This is a genomic window from Streptomyces sp. SID4985 (assembly GCF_009863025.1).
Classification (GTDB): Bacteria; Actinomycetota; Actinomycetes; order Streptomycetales; family Streptomycetaceae; genus Streptomyces.
In genome coordinates, this window is record NZ_WWIR01000070.1 from 1 (window position 1) to 6,961 (window position 6,961).

General features: G+C 67.3%; 7 protein-coding genes. 3 read left to right on the forward strand and 4 right to left on the reverse strand.

The annotated features are described in order from the left end of the window. Window positions 1–468, forward strand: a 468-nt coding sequence (locus GTW40_RS33500; RefSeq protein WP_202485307.1) for a cellulose binding domain-containing protein, incomplete at its 5' end; no start/stop codon positions are given. A 63-nt stretch (window positions 469–531) separates the two neighbouring features. On the opposite strand, the gene GTW40_RS03010 is transcribed toward GTW40_RS33500, so the two are convergent. From GTW40_RS03010 to GTW40_RS03025, 4 genes are read right to left on the reverse strand one after another with little or no spacing between them, the layout of a single operon-like run. Further along, window positions 532–1,161: a hypothetical protein gene (locus GTW40_RS03010; RefSeq protein ID WP_161178583.1), complete on the reverse strand. Its 630-nt coding sequence runs from the start codon at window positions 1,159–1,161 to the stop codon at window positions 532–534. After that, window positions 1,148–1,651, reverse strand: a complete 504-nt coding sequence (locus tag GTW40_RS03015; RefSeq protein ID WP_161178584.1) for a hypothetical protein — start codon at window positions 1,649–1,651, stop codon at window positions 1,148–1,150. Before GTW40_RS03015 ends, GTW40_RS03010 begins: the two co-directional genes overlap by 14 nt. Window positions 1,652–1,706: 55 nt before the next feature. Next, the gene (locus tag GTW40_RS03020) at window positions 1,707–4,007 is read right to left on the reverse strand and encodes a hypothetical protein (protein WP_161178585.1); all 2,301 of its coding nucleotides are present in this window, start codon (window positions 4,005–4,007) and stop codon (window positions 1,707–1,709) included. Between the two features lie 59 nt (window positions 4,008–4,066). Next, window positions 4,067–4,576 (reverse strand): hypothetical protein, encoded by a 510-nt coding sequence (locus GTW40_RS03025; RefSeq protein ID WP_161178586.1) that lies wholly within the window; start codon window positions 4,574–4,576, stop codon window positions 4,067–4,069. Between the two features lie 397 nt (window positions 4,577–4,973). On the opposite strand from GTW40_RS03025, the gene rsgA reads away from it, so the two are divergent. Together rsgA and GTW40_RS03035 are read left to right on the forward strand one after the other, a co-directional pair. Further along, the gene (rsgA, locus tag GTW40_RS03030) at window positions 4,974–6,080 is read left to right on the forward strand and encodes a ribosome small subunit-dependent GTPase A (protein ID WP_161178587.1); all 1,107 of its coding nucleotides are present in this window, start codon (window positions 4,974–4,976) and stop codon (window positions 6,078–6,080) included. Window positions 6,081–6,177: 97 nt separating this feature from the next. Further along, a protein-coding gene (locus GTW40_RS03035) for an IS5 family transposase (RefSeq protein WP_343245603.1) occupies window positions 6,178–6,961 on the forward strand; the annotation gives its coding sequence in 2 pieces (ribosomal slippage) (window positions 6,178–6,507 and window positions 6,510–6,961; 782 coding nt annotated over the 2 pieces). This gene is flagged as partial in the annotation.

Sequence of the window (6,961 nt, forward strand, 5' to 3'; positions counted from 1 at the left end):
GCCGCCCCGGCCACCACCCGCACGATCCCGGTCTCCCCGGCCCCGAGCACCTCGCGGACCCGCACCCGCCGCGCCACCCCGAGCCCCGAGCCCCGGACCAGCGCCCCCGCCACCGCACCCGCCCCGGGCCCCACCGGCGCGGCCTCCCACGCCCCCACCTGCCACGTCGCCTACCACCTGGACGACCAGTGGAGCAACGGCTTCCAGGCGACCCTCACCGTCACCACCGACGACGCCCTCACCGACTGGCAGCTGGCCTGGACCTTCGACGACGGCCAGCACATCGGCCAGACCTGGGACGCCACCCCCAACCAGTCCGGCACCCAGGTCACCGCCTCCGCCAAGAGCTACAACAAGTCGGTCGCGGCACACGGATCGTTCGCGTTCGGGTTCGTCGGAACGCATCAGGGGGCGAACGACGATCCGCGCGCCTTCACCCTCAACGGGGAGAAATGCGCGACGGATTGAACGACCGCAGCGCGGGCCGTCTTGCTGCGGACTGCGGAGCCGAGGCACTCCGCCCCGAGCATTTCACTCCTTCAGCGCCGCCGACGGAGTCTTGCCGTCCTGTACTTGCTCGGCCCGCTTGGCGAAGACGCCGGCGACCTTGACCGCGAACGCGTCCGTCGTCCGCACGTGGGGCAGCGCCTCCACCGAGGTCAGCATGATGACGTCGCCGACCCGGATCTGGACCAGAGTCCCCTTCGACCCCTCCGCCCCGGACGCCCCCCACCCGGTGACGGCATCACTCTGCTCACCGAGATCGCCGACCCCCACGGCCCGCGCTTCGGGGACCAGGGCGCTCCATGCCTTCCAGACGGCCGGATAGGCCGACTTCGCCGCGTCCGAGTCCTCGTAGGTCTGGATGAAGAAGGAGAGTTCAGGCTCTCCCTGGTGGCGAAGTCCCGAAGCGCCGACGATCTGGACACGGGCACAGGAAATCTGGCCCTCGCCCTGGCAGCGACTCGCGCCGATCGACTGTGCTTTCTTCAACGGGTAGGCCGCCGGGTCGAGGTAGGCCTTCCAGCCGGGTAGGGCTTCGGCATCGGGAAGCACGGCTTCGGCCTGCTTCGCGCTGAGCGGGGCAGCGTCGCCGCTTCCGCAGCTGGTCAGGAGAGCAAGGGAGGCGCAGAGGGCTGCGGCGGTTCTACGAGCAGGCATCGGAGTTCTTCACAGCCTTTGTGTATGCGGTGGCCAGTTTCTTCATGGCGGCGGGGTCGGCGAGATTCGTGTCACGAACCTGGATCGTGGTGTACAGCATGTGCGCGGCGTGATCGGGGTTTTTGCAACCCTTCACGCGCATGACAGCGCCTGTCCCGCTGAAAATGGAGGTGCCGTCGTCGGAGAGTCCTGCCGACTTCGTCGCGCGAATTCCGGTGGCCACGGTAGTGATGTCGATATCTTCCTCCCACCACTCCTGGGTGAAGGTGATTGCCCGTTCGTCGTCCACGTTGATCTGGCAGAATTTTCTACTGGGCACGGGATTCGTTCCTCGCACCGCCGCCTGTTTTCCTCCGGGTAGGAATGGGGAGACCGTTTTCGCATCCATCTGGACACCGCAGAGTTTCGACGGAATTTCGTATGCCCTCTTCTCGGAGGGGCCCGAGCAGCCGACGAGCATACCGAATACTGCGAGCGTCGCCGTTGCCATGGCGGGCCGAGCTTTCAAGTGTCAGACCTCCCCTTCCAGAGGTGTGGCGTGCAGCCTAGATGTCCGTCACGAGTTCGGGTCCGACTTGCTGCATGTAGGAGCTGGCATCCAGGTAACCCTTGGACGCGGAATCCTCTGCCCATGCGGCGACGTCGTCCCGGTGCGGCAGGTGGTAATGAGAGGCCGCCGCGAAGGCGCCACTCCGGGTGTATTTGATGCTTGCCACCGACCCCCGCTGCCAACTGTCACCCATCTTGGCACCGGCGTCTTCCTTGGCACTTCCCTCGGCGTCCTTGAAAAGCTCCTCCAGAACCACACTGGTCGCGGTTCCAGCGGCACCGCCGACTCCGGCGCCGACCACGGGAGAGGCGATGAAGGAAGTGCCGACACCCACGCCTGTCCCGACGACACCGCCGGCGATGTTCTTCCATTGGGCGACGGAGTGATCGAATTCCTTGTCCGTCGCATCGGCAGGCCCGGCGATCGCCTCGCTCCGTCCCATGGCGAGAGTCCCTGAAACCTGGCCCGAGTGCTCGGCAATGGCTCTCACCGTGAGCTGCACGTCGTGATTGGGGCGTTGATCCTCTGGAAGGCCGGGATCGAGATGGTAATCCATCAACTTTCCCATGTATTGCTTCTGTCCCACTTCTACTGCCGCATAGCCCTCGGGGTTCTGGCCCACGGCGAACAGGAAACGGGAGATTTCGCGATGGTCCAGCTCTGCTGCCGCGCCTGAGACGGGGTTGAGCTTCTGGATCCGCTCCCACGCGGCCTGGGCGTCCTCGTCCCCCTTCTGGGGATGCTGGTCCACATTCGTCGTCGCACGGTCGATGTCCGGCAGATACTCGGACGCGATCTGACCCATGCTGTCCGACATGTAACCGCGGTCCGTGAGACGCCCGTTGTCGTCCGAGACCGAGGACACGATGTTCTCGAACAGCTTGGTCTGCCCGGGGTTGTGCGGGGGCGTGTCGGCCGTGGGCAGTTCGCCCGCGGGGTGACCCGTGGTGGCCGCCTCCAGCGCGGCCGCAAGGTTGTTGCGGCCGTCGATGCTCTCGCCCTGGCTGAGGTCACTGTTGCTCTCGTGTGGCCAATGCCGGTCTTCGAAGAGGTACTTGAAGTTGGAGACGGCGTGCTTGTGGTCGCCGTCCTTCGGGATGAAGTCGTCGTTGAAGAACTCGGTCGCGGCATCGGGATTGTTGGACAGTCCCTTGAGGTAACCCGAGACAGGGTCCCAGCCGGAGTCGCCCTTCATGTGGTTGAGGTAGGTGTTGAAGCCCGACCTCTGCCATGCGAAGTGCTCGCCGTCGTGCGTGAACTTCCGCTCCGTCTCCATGAGGCGCTTGCCGTAGTCCCTCATGAAGTCGTCGTCGTAGTCGCCGGCGCGCATGAGGTTGCTCATGACCTGGAAACCGAGGATGTTGCCGCGCTTGCCGTGGACGGGCTGGTCGCCGATGTCGACCATGTGCCGCTTCCAGTCGGTCATGTCGGCCGTGTCGCTCCGGCTGGCGGTGGCCAGTGTGAGTCCGAGGTTCCGTTGCAGCTCACCCAGTTGATTGCGGCGTTCCCTGGCGAGGTCGGGGCTGACCTGCGAGTCGCTGGCGTTGGCCCAGAACGACAGGGTCTTCTCCGGGCCGAGGTTCGTCGCGAAGCGCTCGGAGAAGAGAGGGTCGTCGTGGTACTTCTTCAGCCCCGCGTTGAGCCGGTCGAAGTCCTTCACCGACAGGTCGTCCGGATCCTTCTTCGCGAGCTTGGCCAGCTCGTCGGCCTCCTTGACGGCCTCCGCCGCGGCGTCCCTGTCCTTGTAGGCGGCGTCGGAGAAGCCCATCGCGCTCTGGTCGGCGAGTGCCGTCAGCACGGTCTTGGCCGAGGTGTCGCTCTCCGTGGCCTTGCTGAGGATGCGCTGGATCTCGTCGCGGAGGTCGTCGACGTCCTTCTGGCTGGTGGTGCTCGTCTTGCCGCTGGGGTCGGAGCTCCAGTCGGGGCGGGTGTTGCCGGTGACGGTGAAGCCACCGTCGCCGGTGTCGATCACGGTCAGGTGCTTGCCCTGTCCCCGTGCCACGGCGTTGGTCAACTGCCGGTGGTAGTCCTTCAGTTCGTCCCGCGTGTCGCGCAGAACGTTGTGGATCGTGGTGGCCTGCGTGTGCGCGTCGCCGAACTCTCCGGCGGTCTTGCCGATGAACTGCTTGGACACCTGCGCGTTGACGCCGACCCAGTCGGCCTGGTTGGCGGCCTTGTGCAAGCCGTCCTCGGCGTCCTTCTTCAGTTCCGCGAGGTGCTTGATCAGGGTCGACCAGTCGGTGACGGCGTCGTCGAGCAGCGCGAAGTTGGCGTGGTACAGGGCGTTGAAGTCCATGGAATGTCGTCGTCCTCAGCGGTAGCGGTGGGTGGTGTCGTCGTCTCCTCCCGGCGCCGCTAGTCCTTCTTCTTGCCCTTGTCGTGGTCGCCGTAGACGGGGTTCTTCCTGCCCGGATCCCCGACCCGCTCGTCGAACCCGGCGTCGAGCGCGTCGATGTTGCTCATCTGCCGCTGGATGTAGTGCTCGTCGTTCGCGTGGACGCTCTTGGTGACCTGCATGTGGTTCGAGATCTGGGCGCACGCGTCCATGAGGGACTTGAGCTGCTCGACCCACCGAGTCGAGACGTGCTGGAGCCCGGCCCCGAGCGCGAAACCCTGCTTCGAGAGGTCACCGGCCGCGGAGTCACTGCTGGGAACGGCGACCCTGGCCTTGTCCCACAACTGGTTGTACAGATGGTGCGCGGCACCGCCGATCTTCACCAGGTCCGTGTGCCCGACCTTGAGATCACCGGTCCGGCTGGGCGACGCGGTCGGCCCGCCACCCCCGTCGACCTGGTTCAACCGCGTGTGCGTCGACTGCCCACCGGCCGCCTGTGCCTTGAGCTGCTCCCACTCGTCCCAAGCCATCGCCGGCCCCTTCCCCCGTGTGTACGTTCTGGCGTTCGACCAAGTTAGCAAGCGGGATTACGGGATGAATTCCGCATATCTCCCCATATCCCATCGGTGGAGTGTGAACGAAGTGTGTGGCTGCGGGCGCACGAAATAATCCAGTGGTGCCCGCACACGCACGCCTCTAGGCTGAAGTCGCTTCGTGCGGCGGCCCTCAGCTGCTGCCGTCGCCGATGCCGTCCGTCGAGTGAGGAATGAGAGGTGAGCCCGATGACCGTCTCCGTGACGAGCGCTGCCCGCGCTCAGCAGACCGTTCGTGCCACCTCCATGGCCTCCGGCTGAACTCTCCCTGTCACAGGGTCACTTCCGCGCTCAGTGGCGCGGTCGGCCGGGGCCGCCCCCTGAAGGGTTCCCCTTGAACTTCCTCGATGGTTCTTCCGTTTCCTCCTCGCACGCTCTCGCCCCGTACGGCTGGGACGCCGACTGGGAGACCGAGTTCGCGCCGTACGCCGAGCGCGGGCTGCTGCCCGGCCGGGTCCTCCGGGTCGACCGGGGGCAGTGCGACGTGGTGCTGCCCGGCGGGGTCGTCCGGGCCGACACCGCCTTCGTCACGCCCAACGACCCGATGCGCATCGTGTGCACCGGCGACTGGGCCGCCGTCGACCCCGGCGGTACGCCCCGTTACGTACGGGCGCTGCTGCCGCGCCGTACGGCCTTCGTCCGCTCGACCTCGTCCAAGCGGTCGGACGGGCAGATCCTCGCCGCCAACGTGGACCACGCCGTCATCGCCCTGTCCCTCGCCGTCGAACTCGACCTCGGCCGTGTCGAGCGCTTCCTCGCCCTCGCCTGGGAGTCCGGGGCGCAGCCCGTGGTCGTGCTCACCAAGGCCGACCTCGTGCCGGACCCGGTGACGCTCGCGCACCTCGTCCAGGACGTGGAGACGACGGCGCCCGGCGTGCCCGTGCTCACTGTCAGCGCCCTGTACGACGACGGGCTCGACGTGCTCCGTGCCCTCGTCGGCTCCGGCACCGCCGTGCTCCTCGGCCAGTCCGGCGCGGGCAAGTCCACGCTGGCCAACGCCCTCGTCGGCGAGGACGTCATGGATGTACAGGCCGCCCGTGACGTGGACGGCAAGGGCCGTCACACCACGACCACCCGCAACCTGCTGCCGCTGCCCGGCGGCGGTGTCCTCATCGACACGCCCGGGCTGCGCGGTGTCGGGCTGTTCGACGCGGGCAGCGGGGTCGGGCAGGTCTTCTCCGATGTCGAGGAGCTGGCCCGCCGCTGCCGCTTCCCCGACTGCGCCCATGACACCGAACCGGGCTGCGCGGTGCGCTCCGCCGTCGACAGCGGCGAGCTGCCCCACCGGAGGCTCGACAGCTATCGCAAGCTGATGCGCGAGAACCAGCGGATCGTCGCCAAGACCGACGCCAGGCTTCGCGCGGAGATCAAGCGGGACTGGAAGCGGAAGGGCGCGGAGGGGCGGGCGGCCGCGCAGGCCAAGCGGGGGCGGTGGTCGTAGGCGGAGAGCCCCTGGCCGTAGGCGGGGAGCCCCTAAGAGGTCCTAACAGAAGCCGTTGATCATGTGACTTTCGGATTGGCTGGTCGTTGGTCCGATCGTGGGGAAACGTCAGTCGCGGCCCTGGATCGTCTCGGACGAACTGTGGTCGCTCATCGAGCCGTTGCTGCCCGTGCCGGGTCCGAAGCTGGTCGAGGGCAGACCGCGAGTCCCGGACCGGCAGGCGCTGTGCGGGATCCTGTTCGTCCTGCACACGGGCATCCAGTGGGAGTACCTGCCGCAGGAACTGGGCTTCGGCTCGGGCATGACCTGCTGGCGGCGCCTCGCCGCGTGGAACGAGGCCGGCGTGTGGGACGAACTGCACCTGGTGCTCCTGAAGAAGCTGCGGGCGGCGAACAAGCTGGACTGGTCCCGGGCGGTGATCGACTCCTCCCACGTCCGGGCCGCTCGACGGGGCCCAAAAGCGGTCCCAGCCCGGTCGATCGCGCACGGCCGGGCAGCAAGCACCACGTTCTCACCGACGGCCAGGGCATCCCGCTCGCGGTGTCGCTGACCGGTGGAAACCGCAACGACGTCACCCAGCTGATGCCCCTGCTCGACAAGATCCCGGCGGTTGCCGGCGTCGTCGGCCGCCCCAGACATCGACCCGACACGCTGCTTGCCGACCGCGGCTACGACCACGACAAATACCGGCGCCTACTGTGGCAGCGCGGCATCCGCCCGGTCATCGCTGAGCGAGGCGTGCAACACGGCTCTGGCCTGGGCATTTTCCGCTGGGTCGTCGAGCGCACCATCGCCTGGCTGCACGGCTTTCGCCGCCTGCGGATCCGCTGGGAGCGACGCGACGACATCCACGAGGCCTTCCTCGGTCTCGCCACCTGCCT